Source organism: Rhodopseudomonas sp. B29 (assembly GCF_000333455.1).
Classification (GTDB): Bacteria; Pseudomonadota; Alphaproteobacteria; order Rhizobiales; family Xanthobacteraceae; genus Rhodopseudomonas.
This window is the reverse complement of the sequence record NZ_BADD01000182.1, coordinates 1-18,046: the sequence shown is the minus strand read 5'-3', so window position 1 is coordinate 18,046 and position 18,046 is coordinate 1. Positions and strand designations below refer to the sequence as shown.

At 62.9% G+C, this 18,046-nt stretch carries 19 protein-coding genes and 1 pseudogene; 12 read left to right on the top strand and 8 right to left on the bottom strand.

Annotated features, from left to right (window positions below; all coding sequences use genetic code 11):
* From I5M_RS06600 to I5M_RS06580, 5 genes are all read left to right on the top strand, one after another.
* A partial coding sequence (locus I5M_RS06600; RefSeq protein WP_022720675.1) for a branched-chain amino acid ABC transporter permease occupies positions 1–584 on the top strand: 584 nt, incomplete at its 5' end.
* 4 nt (positions 585–588) lie between these two features.
* Complete coding sequence (locus I5M_RS06595) at positions 589–1,605, top strand: branched-chain amino acid ABC transporter permease (RefSeq protein WP_022720674.1); 1,017 nt, start codon at positions 589–591, stop codon at positions 1,603–1,605.
* Positions 1,602–2,354 carry an ABC transporter ATP-binding protein gene (locus I5M_RS06590; protein ID WP_022720673.1) on the top strand — a complete coding sequence of 251 codons (753 nt, stop codon included), beginning with the start codon at positions 1,602–1,604 and terminating at the stop codon, positions 2,352–2,354. The genes I5M_RS06595 and I5M_RS06590 overlap by 4 nt, the downstream gene beginning before the upstream one ends.
* Entirely contained in the window at positions 2,347–3,063 is a 717-nt protein-coding gene (locus I5M_RS06585) for an ABC transporter ATP-binding protein (RefSeq protein WP_022720672.1), read from the top strand. The genes I5M_RS06590 and I5M_RS06585 overlap by 8 nt, the downstream gene beginning before the upstream one ends.
* A 23-nt stretch (positions 3,064–3,086) precedes the next feature.
* Complete coding sequence (locus tag I5M_RS06580) at positions 3,087–4,205, top strand: cobalamin-independent methionine synthase II family protein (RefSeq protein WP_022720671.1); 1,119 nt, start codon at positions 3,087–3,089, stop codon at positions 4,203–4,205.
* Between the two features lie 166 nt (positions 4,206–4,371).
* On the opposite strand, the gene I5M_RS06575 is transcribed toward I5M_RS06580, so the two are convergent.
* Positions 4,372–5,682, bottom strand: coding sequence for a UDP-glucose/GDP-mannose dehydrogenase family protein (locus I5M_RS06575; protein ID WP_022720670.1), 1,311 nt, complete (start codon positions 5,680–5,682; stop codon positions 4,372–4,374).
* Positions 5,683–5,882: 200 nt separating this feature from the next.
* Between I5M_RS06575 and I5M_RS06570 the strand changes: the two genes are divergently transcribed.
* The 3 genes from I5M_RS06570 to ahcY all read left to right on the top strand — a co-directional run bounded on the left by I5M_RS06570 (position 5,883) and on the right by ahcY (position 10,182).
* Positions 5,883–7,235, top strand: coding sequence for a hypothetical protein (locus I5M_RS06570; RefSeq protein ID WP_022720669.1), 1,353 nt, complete (start codon positions 5,883–5,885; stop codon positions 7,233–7,235).
* Between the two features lie 63 nt (positions 7,236–7,298).
* Positions 7,299–8,495, top strand: coding sequence for a methionine adenosyltransferase (gene metK / locus I5M_RS06565; RefSeq protein ID WP_022720668.1), 1,197 nt, complete (start codon positions 7,299–7,301; stop codon positions 8,493–8,495).
* Between the two features lie 271 nt (positions 8,496–8,766).
* Positions 8,767–10,182 carry an adenosylhomocysteinase gene (ahcY, locus tag I5M_RS06560; RefSeq protein ID WP_022720667.1) on the top strand — a complete coding sequence of 472 codons (1,416 nt, stop codon included), beginning with the start codon at positions 8,767–8,769 and terminating at the stop codon, positions 10,180–10,182.
* Between the two features lie 184 nt (positions 10,183–10,366).
* Here the strand turns inward: ahcY and I5M_RS32065 are convergent, their stop codons facing one another.
* The 5 genes and pseudogenes from I5M_RS32065 to I5M_RS06540 form a co-directional block, all read right to left on the bottom strand.
* The gene (locus I5M_RS32065; RefSeq protein ID WP_148287839.1) at positions 10,367–11,224 is read right to left on the bottom strand and encodes an HNH endonuclease; all 858 of its coding nucleotides are present in this window, start codon (positions 11,222–11,224) and stop codon (positions 10,367–10,369) included.
* A gap of 11 nt (positions 11,225–11,235) precedes the next feature.
* Positions 11,236–12,768, bottom strand: coding sequence for an AAA family ATPase (locus I5M_RS31245; RefSeq protein WP_083909521.1), 1,533 nt, complete (start codon positions 12,766–12,768; stop codon positions 11,236–11,238).
* 142 nt (positions 12,769–12,910) lie between these two features.
* On the bottom strand, positions 12,911–13,438 hold the full coding sequence (locus I5M_RS06550) for a DUF6790 family protein (RefSeq protein WP_022720665.1): 528 nt from the start codon (positions 13,436–13,438) through the stop codon (positions 12,911–12,913).
* A 276-nt stretch (positions 13,439–13,714) separates the two neighbouring features.
* Positions 13,715–13,858: a hypothetical protein gene (locus I5M_RS33065; protein WP_022720664.1), complete on the bottom strand. Its 144-nt coding sequence runs from the start codon at positions 13,856–13,858 to the stop codon at positions 13,715–13,717.
* 399 nt (positions 13,859–14,257) lie between these two features.
* Positions 14,258–14,536 (bottom strand): annotated as a pseudogene (locus I5M_RS06540) (DUF6790 family protein); the annotation flags it as partial.
* 788 nt (positions 14,537–15,324) lie between these two features.
* Here I5M_RS06540 and I5M_RS06535 point away from each other — a divergent pair.
* Both I5M_RS06535 and I5M_RS06530 read left to right on the top strand, forming a co-directional pair.
* Positions 15,325–15,540 carry a DUF2934 domain-containing protein gene (locus tag I5M_RS06535; RefSeq protein WP_022720661.1) on the top strand — a complete coding sequence of 72 codons (216 nt, stop codon included), beginning with the start codon at positions 15,325–15,327 and terminating at the stop codon, positions 15,538–15,540.
* Positions 15,541–15,639: 99 nt separating this feature from the next.
* Complete coding sequence (locus I5M_RS06530; protein WP_022720660.1) at positions 15,640–16,491, top strand: NAD(P)-dependent oxidoreductase; 852 nt, start codon at positions 15,640–15,642, stop codon at positions 16,489–16,491.
* A 14-nt stretch (positions 16,492–16,505) separates the two neighbouring features.
* Here the strand turns inward: I5M_RS06530 and I5M_RS34035 are convergent, their stop codons facing one another.
* Together I5M_RS34035 and I5M_RS33060 are read right to left on the bottom strand one after the other, a co-directional pair.
* A complete protein-coding gene (locus tag I5M_RS34035) occupies positions 16,506–16,634 on the bottom strand; it encodes a hypothetical protein (RefSeq protein WP_022720659.1) in 129 nt (42 codons plus the stop codon).
* Positions 16,635–16,702: 68 nt separating this feature from the next.
* Complete coding sequence (locus tag I5M_RS33060) at positions 16,703–16,858, bottom strand: hypothetical protein (RefSeq protein WP_022720658.1); 156 nt, start codon at positions 16,856–16,858, stop codon at positions 16,703–16,705.
* 142 nt (positions 16,859–17,000) lie between these two features.
* Between I5M_RS33060 and I5M_RS06515 the strand changes: the two genes are divergently transcribed.
* Both I5M_RS06515 and I5M_RS06510 read left to right on the top strand, forming a co-directional pair.
* A complete protein-coding gene (locus tag I5M_RS06515) occupies positions 17,001–17,582 on the top strand; it encodes a cytochrome c oxidase subunit 3 family protein (RefSeq protein ID WP_022720657.1) in 582 nt (193 codons plus the stop codon).
* A gap of 7 nt (positions 17,583–17,589) precedes the next feature.
* Positions 17,590–17,853 (top strand): cytochrome C oxidase subunit IV family protein, encoded by a 264-nt coding sequence (locus tag I5M_RS06510; RefSeq protein ID WP_022720656.1) that lies wholly within the window; start codon positions 17,590–17,592, stop codon positions 17,851–17,853.
* Positions 17,854–18,046: the final 193 nt, after the last annotated feature.

Genomic DNA, 18,046 nt, shown 5'->3' with positions numbered 1-18,046 from the left:
GGGCTGTCAGCGTCGGCCTCGTCTTCATGTCGGTGGCGGCGGTCGATTTCATCATGGGCTCGTCGCGCGTGTTCATCGAGCTGCCGCAGGCGCTGCAGGGCCAGATCGACCTCGGCGGCGTCGGCATCGGCCGCTACCGGCTGATGATCATCGTCATCTGCGGCCTGCTCACCGCCGGCCTGCAACTCACCCTCGCCAAGACCCGCTTCGGCAGCCGGCTGCGCGCCGCGGTCGACGATCCGCGCGTCGCCTCCGGCCTCGGCATCAACGTGCCGCAGGTGTTCGCGCTGACCTTCGCGTTCGGCTGCGGCCTCGCCGGCTTCGGCGGCGCGCTGAGCGCCGAGATCCTCGGCCTCGATCCGTATTTCCCGCTGAAGTTCATGATCTACTTCCTGATCGTGGTGACCGTCGGCGGCTCGTCGTCGATCACCGGACCGTTCCTCGCCGCGATGCTGCTCGGCATCGGCGACGTCGCCGGCAAATACTACGTCCCCAAGCTCGGCCCGTTCGTGATCTACACCATGATGATCGTGATCCTGATCTGGCGTCCCAACGGCCTGTTCGGCCGCACCGCGGCGCGGTGACGCCATGACCACGCCATCCGAAAACGTCGGTTATCACGCGCGGCGCAGCGCCCGCTGGCATTGGGGCGAGGCCGCGTTCTGGATCGCGCTGGTCGGCTGCGGCCTGCTGTTCCCGTCGCGCTATCTGATCATGACCGAGATCCTGCGGCTCGGCCTGTTCGCGCTGTCGCTCGATCTCATCCTCGGCTACGCCGGCATCGTGTCGCTCGGCCACGCCGCGTTCTTCGGCGTCGGCGCCTACTGCGCCGGGCTGATGGCGCTACACGGCATCGTCAACGAACCGCTGCTGGCGCTCGTGGTCGCAGGCCTCGTCGCCGGCGTGCTCGGCCTCGCCACCAGCATGCTGGTGATCCGCGGCGTCGATCTGACGCGGCTGATGGTGACGCTCGGCATCGCGCTGTTACTCGAGGCGCTCGCCGAACGCTTCTCCAACATCACCGGCGGCACCGACGGTCTGCAGGGCATCACCATGCAGCCGCTGCTCGGCCTGTTCGAGTTCGACATCTTCGGCAAGGTGGGGTTCTGGTACACGCTGGCGGTTTTGTTCGTGCTGTTCGTGCTGGCCCGCCGCATCGTGCATTCGCCGTTCGGCCTGTCGCTCCGCGCCATCCGCAACAACCCGCTGCGCGCTGCCGCGGTCGGCATCCCGGTCAATGCCCGCCTCGTCGCGGTCTACACGCTGGCGGCGGTCTATGCCGGCATCGCCGGCGCGCTGTTCACGCAGACGACGCAGCTCGCCTCGCTCGACGTGTTCTCGTTCGAGCGCTCGGCCGATCTGATCCTGGTGCTGGTGCTCGGCGGCACCGGCTATCTGTATGGCGGTCTCGTCGGCGCGGTGATCTTCAAGATCCTGCAGGAGACGTTCTCGACGCTGACGCCGCAATACTGGCTGTTCTGGATCGGCCTCGTGCTGGTGGTGATCGTGATGATCGGCCGCGAGCGGCTGGAGCGCTGGGTGTTTTTCCTGCCCAACCTGGTGATGCGGACATTCCGCAGTGCCAAAGCGGGAGGCGCGAAATGACCTACGCGCTGCAGACCATCGGCCTCGACAAGCATTTCGGCGGCCTTCACGTCACCCGCAATCTGTCGCTCAACATCGCGCCCGGCGCCCGCCACGCGCTGATCGGCCCCAACGGCGCCGGCAAGACCACGGTGATCAACCAGCTCACCGGCGTGCTGAAGTCCAACAGCGGCCGCATTTTGCTCGAAGGCGAAGACATCACCGCGCTGCCGGTGCACAGGCGCGTGCTGCGCGGTCTGTCGCGCACCTTCCAGATCAATCAGCTCTACGCTGACCTGACGCCGCTCGAGACTATCGGCCTTGCAGTTTCCGAACGCTCGGGTCACGGCCACGACTGGTGGCGGCGCATGGGCACCCGCAGCGACATCAACGACGAGATTGCCGAGAACCTGGCCCGCTTCAAGCTGCTCGACGTGATGAACGAGCCGACCGGCCGGCTGCCCTACGGCAAGCAGCGCCTGCTCGAAATCGCCGTGGCGATCGCCACCAAGCCGCGCGTGCTGCTGCTCGACGAGCCGGCCGCCGGCGTGCCGGAGAGCGAGCGCCACGACATCCTGGCTGCGGTCGCTAACCTGCCGCGCGACGTCACCGTGCTGCTGATCGAGCACGACATGGACCTGGTGTTCTCCTTCGCCGACCGCATCTCCGTGCTGGTCGCCGGCGCACTGCTGACCGAAGGCCCCCCCGACGAGGTCGCGCGCGATCCGCAGGTCAAGGCCGTGTATCTCGGCGAGGACGCAAATGTCTGAGCTGCTGACGATCGACAAGCTACGTGCCGGCTACGGCGAGGCGGTTGTGCTGCCGTCGATGTCGTTGACGCTGGCGGAAGGCGAAGTGCTGGCGCTGCTCGGCCGCAACGGCACCGGCAAGACCACGCTGATCAATTCCATCGTCGGCGTCACGCGCCGCTTCTCCGGTCACATCAGGATCGGCGGCACCGACGTCACCGCGCTGCGGCCGGACCAGCGGGCCCGCGCGGGCATCGGCTGGGTGCCGCAGGAGCGCAACATCTTCAAGTCGCTCACCGTCGAGGAGAACCTCACCGCGGTGGCGCGGCCCGGCCCATGGACCGTCGAGCGCGTCTACCAGATGTTTCCGCGGCTCGAGGAACGCCGCGCTAATTTCGGCAATCAGCTGTCCGGCGGCGAGCAGCAGATGCTGGCGATCGGCCGGGCGCTGACGCTGAACCCCAAGCTGTTGCTGCTCGACGAGCCGACCGAAGGCCTGGCGCCGATCATCGTCGATGAACTGCTCAAGGCGCTCGGCGAGATCACCCGCTCGGGTGGCATGTGCTCGATCATTGTCGAGCAGAATGCGCGAAAAATCCTCAATCTGGCGGATCGGGTTGTGATATTGGAGCGCGGCACCATCGTTCATCAGGCGTCGAGCGCTGCGCTGCAGGCCGATCCCGCAACGTTGGAACGATATCTGGGGGTGTCCGGCGCGGCCGGGCACTGAGTTGAAATCTGGGAGTGAGACCGATGCAAAGAACCAAAGCCCCGTTCCGTGCCGACGAAGTCGGCAGCCTGCTGCGTCCGCAGAAGATCAAGGAAGCCCGCGCCAAGCTGGAGAAGGGCGAGATCACCGCCGCCAACCTGCGCGAGATCGAAGACAGCGAGATCGAGAAGGTCGTCCACAAGCAGTCGGCGATCGGCCTGAAGCTCGCCACCGACGGCGAATTCCGCCGCTCGTGGTGGCATTTCGACTTCCTCTCCAAGCTCGGCGGCTGCGAACTCTATCATCCCGACGCCGGCATTCAGTTCTCGGGCGTCCAGACCCGCAACGACTCGATCCGCGTCGTCGGCAAGGTCGACTTCACCGACGATCATCCGATGCTCGATCACTTCCGCTTCCTCAAGAAGCAGGCCGATCAGGCCCATGTCACCGCCAAGATGACGATCCCGTCGCCGGCCGTGCTGCACTTCCGCGGCGGCCGCAAGGCGATTTCCAAGGAGGTCTATCCGGATCTCGACGGTTTCTTCGAGGACACCGCCAAGGCCTATCGCAAGGCCGTCAAGGCGTTCTACGACGCCGGCTGCCGCTATCTGCAGTTCGACGACACCGTGTGGGCCTATCTGTGCTCGCAGGAGGAGTTGCAGAAGGCCCGCGCCCGCGGCGACGATCCGGACAATCTGCAGCAGATCTACGCCCGCATCATCAACTACGCGATCGCCGAACGCCCGAGCGACATGGTGATCACCACCCACGTCTGCCGCGGCAATTTCCGCTCGACCTGGATTTCGTCCGGCGGCTACGAGCCGGTGGCCGAGACGCTGCTTGGTCAAATCAACTACGACGGCTACTTCCTGGAATACGACTCCGAGCGCGCCGGCGGCTTCGAGCCGCTGCGCTTCCTGCCCAAGGGCAACAAGGTCGTGGTAGTCGGCGTCATCACTTCGAAGTTCGGCGAGCTCGAGAGCAAGGACGCCATCAAGCGCCGGCTCGAGGAAGCCTCGAAGTTCGCCGCGCTCGATCAGCTCGCGCTGTCCCCGCAATGCGGCTTCGCCTCGACCGAGGAAGGCAACATCCTCAGCGAGCAGGAGCAGTGGGACAAGCTCCGCCTCGCGGTGGAAGTCGCGCAGGAAGTCTGGGGCAAGTAAGCGCAGCCTCGCTTGGCGTCATTGCGAGGAGCGCAGCGACGAAGCAATCCAGCCCCGTGCGTGGGCTGGATTACTTCACGGAGCCTGTGCCTGGACGGCGTGTAGCGACGATCCGGGTGCTGGCAATCACGGCTCCGGTTCTGATTTCATCAGAACCGGAAAAGCTCTAGGCGTCGCCCCGCCCCACACCTTGATACGCAAATCCGTGTTCGGCCATCTGCTCCGGCCGATACACGTTGCGCAGGTCGACGATCACCGGCTGCGCCATTACCTGCTTGAGCCGCGGCAGATCGAGCGCGCGAAATTGCACCCATTCGGTGACGATGACCAGAACATCGGCGCCCTGCGCACAATCATAGGCGTCGGTGCAATAGGTGATGTCGGGCAGTTCGGTCTTGGCCTGCGCCATGCCGACCGGATCGAAGGCGCGCACCTGCGCCCCCATGTCGATCAGGCCGGTGATCAGCGGGATCGACGGCGCGTCGCGCATGTCGTCTGTGTCGGGCTTGAAGGTCAGCCCCAGCACCGCGACGGTCTTGCCACGGATGTTGCCGCCGAGTGCGTGCGCGACCTTGCGCGACATCGCGCGCTTGCGGTTGTCGTTGACGGTGAGCACCGCTTCGATGATGCGCAGCGGCACGTCGTGGTCGTGCGCGGTCTGCACGATCGCGCGGGTGTCCTTGGGGAAGCAAGAGCCGCCGAAGCCGGGGCCGGCGTGCAGAAACTTACTGCCGATGCGGTTGTCCATGCCGATGCCGCGGGCGACATCCTGGACGTCGGCGCCGACCTTCTCGGCGAGATCGGCGATCTCGTTGATGAAGGTGATCTTGGTGGCGAGGAAAGCGTTGGCCGCGTACTTGATCAGTTCGGCGGTGCGCCGCGCCGTGTACATCAGCGGCCCCTGGTTCAGCGACAGCGGCCGATAAATCTCGCCCAACACCTTGCGGGCGCGCTCGTCCGAGGTGCCGATGACGATGCGGTCGGGGAACTTGAAATCGCGGATCGCCGCGCCTTCGCGCAGGAATTCCGGGTTGGAGGCGACCGCGGCGTCGGCCGCCGGGTTGGTCTCGCGGATCAGCCGCTCGACCTCGTCGCCGGTGCCGACCGGCACGGTCGACTTGGTCACCACCACGGTGAAGCGCTTCAGCTTGGCGGCGATCTCGCGGGCCGCCGCATAGACGTAGCTGAGGTCGGCGTGGCCGTCGCCGCGCCGCGACGGCGTGCCCACCGCGATGAACACCGCATCGGCTTCGCCCACCGGATCGGTCAGGTCGGTGGTGAAATCGAGCCGGCCGGCTTTGACATTGGCGGCGACGAGCTCGTCGAGGCCGGGCTCGTAGATCGGAATCTCGCCCCGCTGCAACGCGGCGATTTTGTCGGCATCCTTGTCGACGCAGGTCACGCGGTGACCGAAATCGGCGAAACAGGCGCCCGACACCAGTCCGACGTAGCCCGTTCCGATCATCGCAAGTCGCATGTGAGGTCCATTTTTGACTGAAACCCGCGCCGCAGCGCGTGACGCGCGAGTCTCTTAGCAGATGCCACCGCGTTCCCCAATCACCAGGGTCTGCACCACAAAAGCGAAGCGCAGGTGACAGACGAATGTCATGCTCGCGATGGCTTCCGCCGGTGGGCAGACAGTGGTACGGCAGTGGGACGAAACCGCGTGGCCCACCCATGAACAACAGCCAGCTGCTGGATCGGATCGCCGACTACTGCCGTCTCGCCGGGATGGCGGAGACCACGTTCGGCCGCCGGGCCGTCAACGACGGCAAGTTGGTGCACCGGCTTCGCGAGGGCAAGCGCATCACCGTCGATACGCTGGAGCGGATCGAGGCCTTCATCGCCGCCGGGCTCGGCAATCCGCCTCCGCCCCGTGGGCTGACCGTGCCGCCGGAGCGGCGCGATCCGCGCAGCAATTTCCGCTTCTTCGAGAACCGCCAGAAGTACCTGCTGTTCGTCCACACCTGCAGCGAGAAGCGGGTGGTGGCCGACCGGGTGGCGCTGGAGCTGGCCAGCATCCATCCGCAGCCTCCGGCGCTGCGGGTGTTCGACGCCGGCTGCGGCGACGGCACCGTGCTGGCGCGGGTGCTGCGCTCGATGCACCATCGCTTCCCGCATATGCCGTTCTATGTGGCCGGCAAGGAACTCAGTCTCGAGGACGTCCGGCTGACGCTGGACAAGGTCGCCGACCGGCTGTTCGAGCATCCGGCGACCGTGTTCGTTCTCACCAATATGTATTACGCCGAAGCGCCATGGCTGACGCCGCGCTCGCCGGCCGCGGCGGCGGCGATGATCTGGCACGAGGTACCGCTGCAGGGCGATTCCTCGGGCGAGTTCGAGGCCCAGATCGCCGGTCTCGGCCCGTTCTTGCAGGACCATTGGCGCGCCAGCGTCTCACCGCGCACCGGCATGCCGGTCTATGAGCGCCCGGTGACGATCGTGCTGTACCGCGAGGATCACCGTTTCCTGCTCGACCAAGTGATTCCCCGGGCCGGCCGGACCGAGGCCAATTTCGACCTGATCATCGCCTCGCAGCCCTATCGGGCCAAATCCGGGGTCAACTTCCGCGCCAAGCGGATCGTCGCCCCGCTGGCCCGGGCGCTGCGGGCGGGTGGCCGGCTGATCGGAATTCACTCCTACGGCCACGATCCGGGGCTGGAAATCATCCAGTCGGTGTGGCCGGACGAAAACCCGTTCTCCGTCAGCCGCCACGAACTGCTGCGGGCGGTCAAATACGAACTGGGAACAGCCGGGAGAGACCTCAATTTCAACGCTTATGCGGATAGCCGATCGATATTTCGTTATGATATGGAAGCCCTGCCAAACGAGGTCACCGGGTCGATCGGCAGTTCGACGGCATTTGCCGCCTGGAATGCGGCGGTGTATGTCGCTCAGATCGAGGACGACCGGCTCGCGGATATGACCCAGGGCGGCCAATATCTCGATGCGACCAGAGAGGTTCTGCGCAAGCACAGCGGGCTCTGGTTTTACGACGAATCCTACGTCATCTCGCGCCGGCGCGGCTGACAATCCAGGATCAGGTTCATGACAGAACCGTCGGAAGGTTCCGACGGAAAAGGGGTTGGGTAGATGCGCGCGTCCTACATGTTCACGTCCGAGTCGGTGTCGGAAGGTCATCCCGACAAGGTTTGCGACCGGATTTCCGACGAGATCGTCGATCTGTTCTTCCGTGAAGGGCCCAAGGCCGGCATCGATCCGTGGGCGATCCGCGCCGCCTGCGAGACGCTGGCGACGACCAACAAGGTAGTGATCGCCGGTGAGACCCGCGGCCCGTCCTCGGTCACCAACGAGCACATCGAACACGTCGTCCGCGAAGCCATCAAGGACATCGGCTACGAGCAGGACGGCTTCCACTGGAAGACCTGCGACATCGACATCCTGCTGCATCCGCAGTCGGCCGATATCGCCCAGGGCGTCGACGCGCTGCAGCCCGGCACCAACAAGGAAGAGGGCGCCGGCGACCAGGGCATCATGTTCGGCTACGCCACCAACGAGACGCCCGACCTGATGCCGGCGCCGATCTTCTACGCTCACAAGATCCTGCGGCTGATCTCCGAAGCCCGCCACTCCGGCAAGGAGAAGGTGCTGGGCCCGGATAGCAAGAGCCAGGTCACCATCCAGTACGAGAACGGCAAGCCGCAATACGTCCGCGAGATCGTCGTCTCGCACCAGCATCTGGTCGAGGACATGAGCTCCAGCCAGGTGCGCGACTGCGTCGAGCCCTATGTCCGCCAGGCGCTGCCGACCGGCTGGATCAACGACAAGACCATCTGGCACATCAACCCGACCGGCAAATTCTACATCGGCGGTCCGGACGGTGACTCCGGCCTCACCGGCCGCAAGATCATCGTCGATACTTACGGCGGCGCTGCCCCGCACGGCGGCGGTGCGTTCTCCGGCAAGGACCCGACCAAGGTCGACCGCTCGGCCGCCTATGCGGCGCGCTACCTCGCCAAGAACGTCGTCGCCGCCGGCCTCGCCGACAAGTGCACGCTGCAGCTCGCCTACGCCATCGGCGTGGCGCGGCCGCTGTCGATCTACATCGACACCCACGGCACCGGTAAGGTGTCGGAAGACAAGCTCGAGACCGTGGTGGCCGAGGTGATGGACCTCACCCCGCGCGGCATCCGCACCCATCTCGACCTCAACAAGCCGATCTACGCCCGGACCTCGTCCTACGGCCATTTCGGCCGTACCCCCGACGCCGACGGCGGCTTCTCCTGGGAGAAGACCGATCTTGCCGACGCGCTGAAGCGCGCGGTGTAAGTAAGCAACGACGCCTTCTCTAACCTCTCCCCGCGTGCGGGGAGAGAGCTTGCCCCCGGGCTTGACCCGGGGGGCGCCCGGCATAGCGCAGCGAAGCCGGGCGGGTGAGGGGGCGCCTCCGCGCAGCCGAGCCGCTCGGGCTCGCGGAGACGCCCCCTCATCCCACCCTTCTCCCCGCGTGCGGGGAGAAGGAGCAGGCAGTGCCACAAAGCGCCCGAATTAGTTTGGTGTGCTTAGTTCGACCGACACCGACATCAGGAAACCCATCCGCATGACCGCCAAGTTTACCGACTACATCGTCAAGGACATCGGCCTCGCCGAGTTCGGCCGCAAGGAGATCTCGCTGGCCGAGACCGAAATGCCCGGCCTGATGGCGACGCGCGAGGAATACGGCCCGAAGCAGCCGCTGAAGGGCGCCAAGATCGCCGGCTCGCTGCACATGACGATCCAGACCGCGGTGTTGATCGAGACGCTGGTCGCGCTCGGCGCCGAAGTGCGCTGGGTGTCGTGCAACATCTACTCGACCCAGGATCACGCCGCCGCCGCGATCGCCGCCGCGGGCATTCCGGTGTTCGCCGTGAAGGGCGAGACGCTGAAGGATTACTGGGACTACACCGCCAAGCTGTTCGACTGGTCGGACGGCGGCACCCCGAACATGATCCTCGATGACGGCGGCGACGCCACCATGTTCGTGCATCTCGGCCTGCGCGCCGAGAACGGCGACACCATGTTCCTCGATCAGCACAACAGCGAAGAGGAAGAAGTGTTCTTCGCGCTGATCAAGCGCATCCTGAAAGAGAAGCCGAAGGGTTACTTCGCGACGCTCGCCAAGAACATCAAGGGCGTGTCGGAAGAAACCACCACGGGCGTGCATCGCCTGTACGACATGGAGAAGGCCGGCACGCTGCTGTGGCCCGCCATCAACGTCAACGACTCGGTGACCAAGTCGAAGTTCGACAACCTCTATGGCTGCCGTGAATCGCTGGTCGACGGCATCCGCCGCGGCACCGACGTGATGCTCTCCGGCAAGGTCGCGATGGTCGCCGGCTTCGGCGACGTCGGCAAGGGCTCGGCGGCGTCGCTGCGCCAGGCCGGCTGCCGCGTCATGGTGTCGGAGATCGATCCGATCTGCGCGCTGCAGGCCGCGATGGAAGGCTACGAAGTGGTGACCATGGAAGACGCCGCGCCGCGCGCCGACATCTTCGTCACCGCCACCGGCAACAAGGACATCATCACCATCGAGCACATGCGCGCGATGAAGGATCGCGCCATCGTCTGCAACATCGGCCACTTCGACAACGAGATCCAGGTCGCGCACCTGAAGAACCTGAAGTGGGACAACATCAAGCCGCAGGTCGACGAGATCACCTTCCCGGACGGCAAGCGGATGATCCTGTTGTCCGAAGGCCGCCTCGTGAACCTCGGCAACGCCATGGGTCACCCGAGCTTCGTGATGTCGGCGTCGTTCACCAACCAGACGCTGGCGCAGATCGAACTGTTCGCCAACAACAAGGACGGCAAGTACGACAAGAAGGTCTACGTGCTGCCGAAGTCCCTGGACGAAAAGGTCGCCCGCCTGCACCTCGCCAAGATCGGCGTCAAGCTCACCGAACTGCGCAAGGACCAGGCCGACTACATCGGCGTCAAGGTCGAGGGTCCGTTCAAGGCGGATCATTATCGGTACTGAGCGGGAGAGGGGCGTACAGCGCTGCGCTTCTGGCGTAGCGTCACGCCTCACCCGCGGCGTCATGGCCGGGCTTGACCCGGCCATCTATCGGAAACAACAAAGCCCCGGAGCGATGCTCTGGGGCTTTTTTGACTCGCCTGACTTCGATGATAGCGCGGAGATTGAGGAGTTGCCGCTTCGATGGTCACGGGAACGTATGGCTGCAGAACCATCGGTCCAGTGCCAGGGCGGAAAACATCACCCTCCGCCAATTGTTGACAGGCAATGTTGGAGTTTTCCCCTTTTCGGCTAAGTAATGTGAAAAATCCTCGGAGCTGTTTGCCGACATCGTTGTTCGTCTTGTTTGAATTGTCTCGGGAAGATCGGCCGCGGCCTCGATGGAGAATTTTCCTGCTAAGCCATACTCCAGAAAATGGGCCTCTACGCGCAATTTGTCATCTCTTTCCCATTCATCTGGGGGATGTACATAGTACTCCAGAACTGGTGGTTCCGAGGGGATCACGCGCGCATGGACCCATTGTTCAACGAAGAACCTTTCGTTGTCAAAATATGGGTGGAGGGTTTGATTTTCTCGGACATTAGCAAACTCGTTGAGCTTCTCTGTATTGCAGTCCCTGCAACACGGAATCAAATTCACAGGTAGGACAGAGTATAGGGGGAAGTTAGCTTTAGGCAGATAGTGATCCAGGTTTCGCACGTGGCCAACGCCTCCGCAAAGCGGGCATTTTCCGCCGGCTGAGACCTTGAGTGCTTCGTACAGACGCCTAGCTGGCTTTCCCTCTGGCACAAAATACTGAGTGTACAACTTTGTAAGATCCGATTTTCGAAGTGATCCACAAATTACTGGATCTTCTGTTGTTGCGACCCGAGGCTGCGCGTACAGATTAGCAGCCCTTGCGCAGGCTACATAGTTAGCTTCGATTTCTTGAGGGGCATCAAAGGCTGCAGTGTAGACTTGGCGAGTGGCCGCATCGCTTATTCCGGCAATTGCTTCAGCCAAAGCGGTCGAGAAATCAACTTCTGGAAGAGATAGATTTTTCATGCGCCTTAATTCTATTCTGTTCCAGTACTGTGCATGATAGAGCGAAGAATTGCTCTCCCTTCAAAGCCTAACTGATCATTGAGGGTATGAATAACTTCTTCGTAGTTCTTCCCTTGTTTGGCTTCAGATAACAGCAGTGCGTTAAATCCTGATTTTGCGACCTCTAAGCCGAAAATTTCACGAGTCAATGAGCCTACGTTTTCGCCAAAGGTCTCTATCTCTGGTCGGTGCCATTCGGAGGAAGCGCCCGAGCGTGTGATTTTCCATACGCAGGATTTTGGTACCTCTTGGAGAACTACTGGTGAGTGGGTTGCTATGATGGCAATTGCATTGCGGTTCGAAAGGAGTCCGCTCAAGCTACGTATTAGAGCTGACAATAATGGGGGGTGAAGGTGACTTTCCGGTTCATCAAACAAAACTAATGTCTTTTCATCCACTCTTGCCACGAGTTTCGTGATAGTTAGTAATACTATAGCGTGTCCCGAACTCATTTTTCGCAAAAGGGATCGTGCAGTCTTCTCTAATTCTTCATCCTTTAGTTCAGCTAATTGAGGAAGATTCACTTCAGCGAAATTATCATCAGATTCAAGTTTTTGGATGGCTTCCAACCATCTGTTGCTTCGATTCTTTTCACTGAGGCATAAACTTAGGCTATCGATGAATTCGTCGACTAATTCTGTCTGCGACTTTAGTAGTGCTCCGCTGTCATCTGCGTAGCTCTTCAAGCCGACGTAAAAGTAGCGTGTGCCTTTCGAGGGGTCTGGCTGTTCATTGGGTGGGCTGAATGGATCGAAGGCGCTAAATGATACTGATACGAGGCCGCTAAAGTAGTCTCTGCCAATTGGACGAAATCCAAAGAACATGTGGCTGTTCTCAAAGCGGCTCCCAGAGTGATCGATCTCAATGATCGTCCTTGCCATTGAATTCAGTAGTGTGGTCTTTCCGACGCCATTGCGGCCGATTATTGCGTGTATATTTGTAGGCGGGATCGAATCTGCTTCGACCGAGAAGTATAGCTCATAGCCAGCCATTTGTTCGCTGGAATCTTGGGTGAAACGGAATTCATAATTGGTGAGCGGGGCGCCGCCGTTGAGGACGCGACGAAATTGGTTTGTCACGGTGTTTATATTTAGGCTCCGAAGTAGAGATACTTGGAAGACCCGTTCGTTGACGGCGAGGTCTAATTTCCTTTGGTCGTGAGTCACATCGCATAATGATTCGAGGTATTGCGTTCTGACCTCGTCCGAAAATGTTCGCGAGAGAGTTCGGTAATAGTCAACGTCAGTTCCAACGGAAAAGTATCCAGAAGGGAGACCGGTGAAGTTGCTGTCGAGCGTCGAGAAAGTCGATGTGGCTTCTAATTGTCCGCGAAAGCCAATCTTGACACTACCTAGTTCATGCCTATCGAAATTCTCATCGAATATTGTGACATGAAACATAGTCACAAAGGAATAGTCGTTCCAGTAATCGACATGGAGAAACACAACTTGGTTTCCCTGTGAAGGTACTGAGGCATCTCTTGGGACGAGAATGAACTGGAGCAATGGAAGATTTCCTTAGGCCTTCGGTCGGATTGGCGCAGTGTAATGCGTCAGCCTGTAGGGACAGATTAGCGCAGCGTAATCCGCCCCTACGCAAAGACAAGTAGGCGCCTGTTCGGTGGGGTACGCCTTTGGCTAACCCGCCCTATGTCGCTGCGGCAGAGCGGCCGGCCCGGCCGCGCCGCCACAGCCAAAGCAACCCCGCCCCAAACACCGGGATGACGATGTCTGTATAAAACACCACCCCAGCATTGCCCGGCGCAAAATTGTGCTGCGTCACCATCTGATGGATGTGACCGGCGGCGGCGCCCAGCGTGAATAGACCAGGGCCAACAATCGCGGCGAGGCGGAGGTCGAAGCTGCGGAAGGCGGCGAGGAAGCCGACGGCGGCGAAGCCGAGGCTCGCGGTCGCGACTTCGAACTGGAACGGGCTGTCGGCCCAGCCGATGAACGCCGCCGACATCCTGCCGAAGAAGCCGTGCATGACAAAGTTGTAGAAGTAACAGACGCCGATCGACCAGAAGATGTGCCAGGCCAGCAGCCGCTCGAGCACGTCACGCGATCGCAGTGGCTTCGGCGCGCGGGCGATCGCCACCAGCGCAAACAACAGGCCGATGACCAGGAAGGTCAGCGAGTAGTTCGACAGCACGAAGACGATCGTCGCCTCGATCATTCCGCCATGCCTCCAACTCCGCTTGGTGACGAGACCCGCACAGCGCATCGGCCGCGCGGCGCAATCGGGCTGATGATCGCACCAATTCGGAGACAACGCGTCGAGCGCGACGACCAGCAGGTGTAGCCCGCGACAAGCCCCGCCGTTGTCCGGCAGGTGATGCCTGGCTGCCCCGTCTTTCGATCGCTCTGGCTCCTGCGCGGTTGGGATCGTGATTGCGTCGATCAAACCTCTTGCGCCGGCACCGCTGATCAGCCGCGTGCCGCCGCTGCGCTGCTATTTCTTCTTCTTGCCCGGTTCGAACGATGGCTGCCAGCCGCCGCCGCCGCTCTTCTGGCTTGGTGCTGCGGCGATGGTCTTGACCTTTTCCTTCTTGGGCTTCTTGGCCTCCCGATTACTCTTCTGTTCGCCTTTGGCCATCTCGGCCTCCTGTTCGATGGAAATGAAAGCCCGGTGCGGAGCGCGGCCTGATCGGCGCTGGCTACGGCGACTCAGATGCGGTCCGGCGCCGGCCAGTTCACCGTGCGCCCATTGCGCCCGAGTAGCTATGCAATTCGCCGGCACATGCGCTCATGGCGGAACCACGAACGCCGTCGGCTCCATCGACGCGCTCGAAGCGGACCTCCATCGCTGGCAGGCCCCATTACGGAATTGAAGCCAGCTCGTAGGCCGGATCGGCGCAGCATCCTGCGCCATTGCTCCGACAGAAACCCTGCGCTCTTTCTGCAGGCTTCTCCTCCGGCTGACCCGCTCCAAAGCCGGCTGTCTACCTCGCTCGCCGCTCATGCCGCCCGGCTCTACGCCACCCCATCGGCAGGATCACTCCCGCTGCCGCCACAGCCACAGCAGCCCCGCCCCAAACACCGGGATGCCGATATCCGTATAGAACACCACCCCAGCATTGCCCGGGGCGAAGTTGTGCTGCGTGACCATCTGATGGATGTGACCGGCGGCGGCGCCGAGGGTGAACAAAGCGGGGCCGACGATGGCGGCGAGGCGGAGGTCGAAGCTACGGAAGGCGGCGAGGAAGCCGACGGCGGCGAAGCCGAGGCTCGCGGTCGCGACTTCGAACTGGAAAGGGCTGTCGGCCCAGCCGATGTTTGTTACCTAGTCAACTATGTCGGCGGGTAGCCCCCATGAGCGAAGCGACATGCGGGATTGGCTCTCCTCGATGAACAGGCCCGTCGCGACCCGGACGACGTTGCGCGATGGGGGCTCGCGTCACACCGTGGCTCTTGACAAAATTCCTATAAGGACTATAATCCGCGTTGTCCTGTCCGTGAGGGGCGCTTCTCGAGGGCGCTTGTGAAGCGGGACAGATCACACCGCTGGGCAACCAGCGGGGTCAATGCCCGGCGTAGCTGGCTTGCCAGCGAAGCCGGGTGGATGCGGTCCCCGCGATCGTGCTTCGCAGGCACGAACCCGGGCGGCATCGGAGCCACCGGTCTCGGCCCACTAAGAGGCCGCGCCGTTCTCGGTAGTCGGTGCAGCGGCGAACGGCGGGAAACCGTCGGGATGGCGAGCAAGGCGCTCGGGCCACTGTACCAATGGAGCCGGTCCGAAGCCGAAAAATGCCGCCGTGGGCGCGCCGCGAGGCGAGCGCGGTTACTTCGCAAAAGTAATCGCGAGACCACGAACCACTCCGCGCCAGACGGCGCGCCCCGCCCCTCGCTGTGAAGCGACGGGAGCATGGCTCGGGCTCAGCGGAGCCGCGAGACCGATTGCGCGTGGCTGTTTGACAGGGTGATGGGTTCCCGCGGAGCGGCTTGTCAGCTGTGCGTTCGCACACTTCAACACATGATAGTTCGTGCGCCTTGCCTGGTGGCGCTTTCGAGAATTCTTAACCACGCAGCGGCATCTTCACCGCATCGCAATAGGAGCAGTCGATGCAGGATATGGAACAGGCCATTCGTGAGCGCGCGTATCACCTGTGGAACGAAGCCGGCCAGCCGGAAGGCCAGGCCGAGAGCTTCTGGCTCAGCGCCCAGCGCGAGCTGCTGGCCGAGTCGCTCACTCAGATCGCCAGCGTGAAGACCGGCGCGCCGAAAGCCAAGGCGGCCGCGAAGAAGGCGTCGTCGTCGCGCAAGCGCAAGGCGGCGTGAGCCGAGTCCGTTGCGGCCGGCGGGCCGTTTGACATTCGCAGGGCTCCGATCGAGAAGTCCGATCGTGAAACTCCCGAGCCCTGCGAAAGCGCCGCCGACATGACTTCTGCCAGCCCCCTCGTGATCGGCGCCACCGGAATGGTCGGCGGCGCCATCTTGCGCCGCCTCGTTGCCGACGGCGCAAACCCGCTGGCGATGTCGCGCCAGCGGCGCGCGGCGGAGCCGGGCTTCGAATGGCTTCTCTCCGACCTCGGCAATCTCGCCGGCGCAGTGCTGTCGCCGCTCGACATCGTCTATGCAACGGCTCCGGTCGGTCTGGTGGCCGACGCGGTGCCGGCTTTGGCGGCGGCCGGCATGAAGCGGCTGGTCGTCTTCACCTCGACCAGCATCGCCACCAAGTGGGATTCGCCCGACCCGGACGAGCGCGCCGCAATCCGGCAGTGGGGCGCCGACGAAGCACGCGCGATCGCCGCCTGCGAGGCGCACGGCGTCGGCTGGACGGTGCTGCGCCCAACGCTGATCTACCTCGAAGGCCGTGACGGCAATGTCAGCCGCATCGCCGGTCTGATCCGCCGCTTCCGGTTCTTTCCGTTGATGGGCGGCGGCGAGGGGCTGCGCCAGCCGGTGCATGCCGACGATCTGGCCGCCGCAGCGATTGCGGCTGCGGCAAAGCCGCAATGCGCGGGCCAGACCTACAATCTGCCCGGCGGCGAGACGCTGAGCTACCGCGACATGGTCGGCCGGATTTTCGACGGGCTGGACCTGCCCCGCATCATCGTGCCGGTGCCGGATTTTGTCTGGCGGCTGGTACTGCCGATCGCGACGACGCTTCTACCCGGCCTGTCGGCCACCATGGCGGTGCGCATGGCCAAGGACATGACCTTCGACAGCGCGCCGGCCGCGGCGGCGTTCGGCTATGCGCCGCGCAAGTTCCGGCCGCGCTTCCGCTGAGCCGGTGTCACTGGTCAGCGGATAGATGATATCTGCATCGCCGGCGCACCACGCCAGGCGAAGCCGGCAGCGCTCTGCGCGGCGGCGAGAAAAACGATCATCGCGACCGAAACGGCCACATACCTTCCCAATTCCGAACTCATGACGCGGCTCCTGGGTAAGCCCCGATCAGAGTGTGCCGGATCATGGTTAATGGCCGCCTAATACTCCACTATTGAGTGAAGAACAGCGCCGTCGCAATTGCCACTGTGGTCGCGGCGGCAGTGACGGCGCTGGCCGTCCGCAGCGCCCCTACCGCCCGCATCGCGGTGGCGAAGGCGATGATGACGACCGCGACGACGATCAATCCCAGCTTGGCTTCGGTCATGCGGCTGCTCCGGTTGGCTGTCACATGAAAGCCTAGCGAAGCGTTCGTCGCCCGAGTTTGTGGCAGCGCAAGCTGCGAGCAAATCGCACGAGTTTGTCGCGGCACAACGTTTCGAGTTCAGCGCGCCGATATTGCATCAGCCATGAGTGATGCTCTCGCAGAGCTGCAGGATGTGGAAGCCGGCCCCAGCGTGTTCGACACGCTGCCCGGCCATCCGATGATGTGGCTGTTGATCTTCAGCGAACTCGCCGCCTTCGGCATCATGCTGGCCGCGTTCTCCATCGCTCGTGCGATCGACCCGGCCGGATTTGCCGCGGGTCGCGCCACTCTCGATCCGCTGCTCGCCGCCGCCAACACGCTGTGCCTGGTGTCGAGCGGTTGGTGTGCGGCCAAGGCCTGCGCGGCCGCGCATCGCGAAGCTCCGGCGGTCACGCGCCGGTGGATCGCAGGCGCGTGCCTGCTCGGCACAGCCTTCGTCGCCATCAAGCTGAGTGAATATGCCGGCGAGATCGGGCGCGGGCTCGATCCCGACTCCGGCACGTTCGCGACGCTGTACTTCCTTCTCACCGGCTTCCATCTGCTGCACGTCGTGCTCGGGATCGCGATCCTGATCGCTGTCGGCTGGCGCGCGCGGGCGCTTGATGTCGAGACCGGCGCCGCGTTCTGGCACATGGTCGACCTGATCTGGCTGATGATGTTCCCCATCATCTATCTGATGCGGTAGGGCCACGATGCTGTTGCACCGCCGCGAACAAACCCTGGTCGTGCTGCTGTTGCTCACTAGCTGCGGCGTGGCGAGCACGCTCAGTCCGCTGGCAGCTTTGGCCGGCGGCGTATTGCTGATGGTGCTCGCGATCATCAAGGCACGACTGGTGGTGCTCGACTATTTCGGGTTCCGCAGCGCAGCAGGCCCGTGGCGGTCGATCCTTCTGGCGTGGGTCGTTGCCGTCGCGGCGACGTCGTTAGTCCCGATGACGGTGAGTTTCTTTCGCTAATCGCTGCGAACCTTGAGCTGGCACAAATTCGGTCCGGCCCGTTCGGTTAGCGTCATCATCGAAGCTCCACCGCCGCAGCTTCGCTCCCCCACATCAAAAAGGAATACCGTGATGGCCGAGCGCCTCACTAAATCTGCCGCGCGCAATGTGTTCTTTTGGCGGCTCGGCATTCTTCTTCGCCATCTTCATCGGG

Excerpts from the sequence above, each read along its gene's own strand:
- I5M_RS34035 (WP_022720659.1), bottom strand. The coding sequence starts at position 16,634 with ATGAGTTCGGAATTGGGAAGGTATGTGGCCGTTTCGGTCGCGATGATC.
- I5M_RS06550 (WP_022720665.1), bottom strand. The coding sequence starts at position 13,438 with ATGATCGAGGCGACGATCGTCTTCGTGCTGTCGAACTACTCGCTGACC.
- I5M_RS06595 (WP_022720674.1), top strand. The coding sequence starts at position 589 with ATGACCACGCCATCCGAAAACGTCGGTTATCACGCGCGGCGCAGCGCC.
- metK (WP_022720668.1), top strand. The coding sequence starts at position 7,299 with ATGCGCGCGTCCTACATGTTCACGTCCGAGTCGGTGTCGGAAGGTCAT.
- I5M_RS06590 (WP_022720673.1), top strand. The coding sequence starts at position 1,602 with ATGACCTACGCGCTGCAGACCATCGGCCTCGACAAGCATTTCGGCGGC.
- I5M_RS33065 (WP_022720664.1), bottom strand. The coding sequence starts at position 13,858 with ATGGCCAAAGGCGAACAGAAGAGTAATCGGGAGGCCAAGAAGCCCAAG.
- I5M_RS33060 (WP_022720658.1), bottom strand. The coding sequence starts at position 16,858 with ATGACCGAAGCCAAGCTGGGATTGATCGTCGTCGCGGTCGTCATCATC.
- I5M_RS06580 (WP_022720671.1), top strand. The coding sequence starts at position 3,087 with ATGCAAAGAACCAAAGCCCCGTTCCGTGCCGACGAAGTCGGCAGCCTG.
- I5M_RS06570 (WP_022720669.1), top strand. The coding sequence starts at position 5,883 with ATGAACAACAGCCAGCTGCTGGATCGGATCGCCGACTACTGCCGTCTC.
- I5M_RS06515 (WP_022720657.1), top strand. The coding sequence starts at position 17,001 with ATGAGTGATGCTCTCGCAGAGCTGCAGGATGTGGAAGCCGGCCCCAGC.
- I5M_RS06510 (WP_022720656.1), top strand. The coding sequence starts at position 17,590 with ATGCTGTTGCACCGCCGCGAACAAACCCTGGTCGTGCTGCTGTTGCTC.
- I5M_RS06575 (WP_022720670.1), bottom strand. The coding sequence starts at position 5,682 with ATGCGACTTGCGATGATCGGAACGGGCTACGTCGGACTGGTGTCGGGC.
- ahcY (WP_022720667.1), top strand. The coding sequence starts at position 8,767 with ATGACCGCCAAGTTTACCGACTACATCGTCAAGGACATCGGCCTCGCC.
- I5M_RS32065 (WP_148287839.1), bottom strand. The coding sequence starts at position 11,224 with ATGAAAAATCTATCTCTTCCAGAAGTTGATTTCTCGACCGCTTTGGCT.
- I5M_RS06535 (WP_022720661.1), top strand. The coding sequence starts at position 15,325 with ATGCAGGATATGGAACAGGCCATTCGTGAGCGCGCGTATCACCTGTGG.
- I5M_RS06585 (WP_022720672.1), top strand. The coding sequence starts at position 2,347 with ATGTCTGAGCTGCTGACGATCGACAAGCTACGTGCCGGCTACGGCGAG.
- I5M_RS06530 (WP_022720660.1), top strand. The coding sequence starts at position 15,640 with ATGACTTCTGCCAGCCCCCTCGTGATCGGCGCCACCGGAATGGTCGGC.